Source organism: Burkholderia sp. Ac-20392 (assembly GCF_017104585.1).
In the GTDB taxonomy this organism is placed as follows: domain Bacteria; phylum Pseudomonadota; class Gammaproteobacteria; order Burkholderiales; family Burkholderiaceae; genus Burkholderia; species Burkholderia lata.
The window spans coordinates 1-854 of the sequence record NZ_JAAGPB010001143.1 but is presented as its reverse complement, the minus strand read 5'-3'; the positions used below and the strand labels follow the sequence as shown (position 1 = coordinate 854).

General features: G+C 70.5%; 2 protein-coding genes. Both read left to right on the top strand.

Annotation, left to right across the window (positions count from 1 at the left end):
* Positions 1-165 (top strand): nicotinamide mononucleotide transporter (locus tag G3N99_RS41285; protein WP_206125319.1); only part of this gene is annotated, 165 nt, incomplete at its 5' end.
* Between the two features lie 41 nt (positions 166-206).
* The coding region (locus G3N99_RS41280) for a phosphotransferase (protein WP_206125318.1) at positions 207-854 on the top strand (648 nt) is incomplete at its 3' end.

The window sequence follows — 854 nt, the reverse complement described above, 5'->3', positions numbered from 1 at the left end:
GTGTACGTCGGGATGTTCGTGTTCAAGGAACTGTATCTGACGGCCGGACTGTATGCGCTGTTCATCGGGCTGGCCGTCGTCGGCTGGCGCGACTGGAGCCGCACGGCCGCGGCGCTGCGCGCGGCGGCCGGCGGTGCGCTGGCAACCGGCGGCGGCGCGCGCTGATCCACGCGCCGATCTGAATCAATCACGGAGTAACGTCGTTCATGTCATTCCCACTCGAGCCGGACGGATCCCTGTCGCGTGACGTCGCGCCGCCGCAATTCGGTGTCGACGGCGAGCAGGCCGAACGCGACTGGCCGCTGATGACGCACGACGAGGTGGCGGCGGTGCTCGCGCGGATCGATGGCGCCGGCGAGCCGGCATGGTTGACGTGGCACAGCCCGCGGCAGTTCGCGGCGGCCGTCCTGGTGCAGATGACCGACGGGCGCGGACTGTTCGTCAAACGTCATCACGTGAGCCTGCGCGATGTCGAAGGGCTCGAGGAGGAGCATCGCTTCATCGCGCATCTGCGCGAGCGCGGGATGCCCGTGGTCGACATTCTCGCGGATCGCGACGGCGCGACCGCGTTCGCCGCCGGTGACTGGACCTACGAGGTGCACGTGCGGGCGCCCGGTGTCGACCCGTATCGCGGCGTGATGTCGTGGCAGCCGTTCACGCATCCGTCGCACGCATACGCGGCCGGACGCGCGCTGGCCGAACTGCATCGTGCGTCGGCCGGCTACGATGCGCCGGCGCGGCCCGTGCGGACCCTGCTGTCGAGCTTTCGCGTGCTGTCGTCTCCCGATTTGGCGGGCGCGCTCGAACGCTGGGTCGACGCGCAGCCGCTGCTCGTGCGCGCGCTCGGCGCGCGC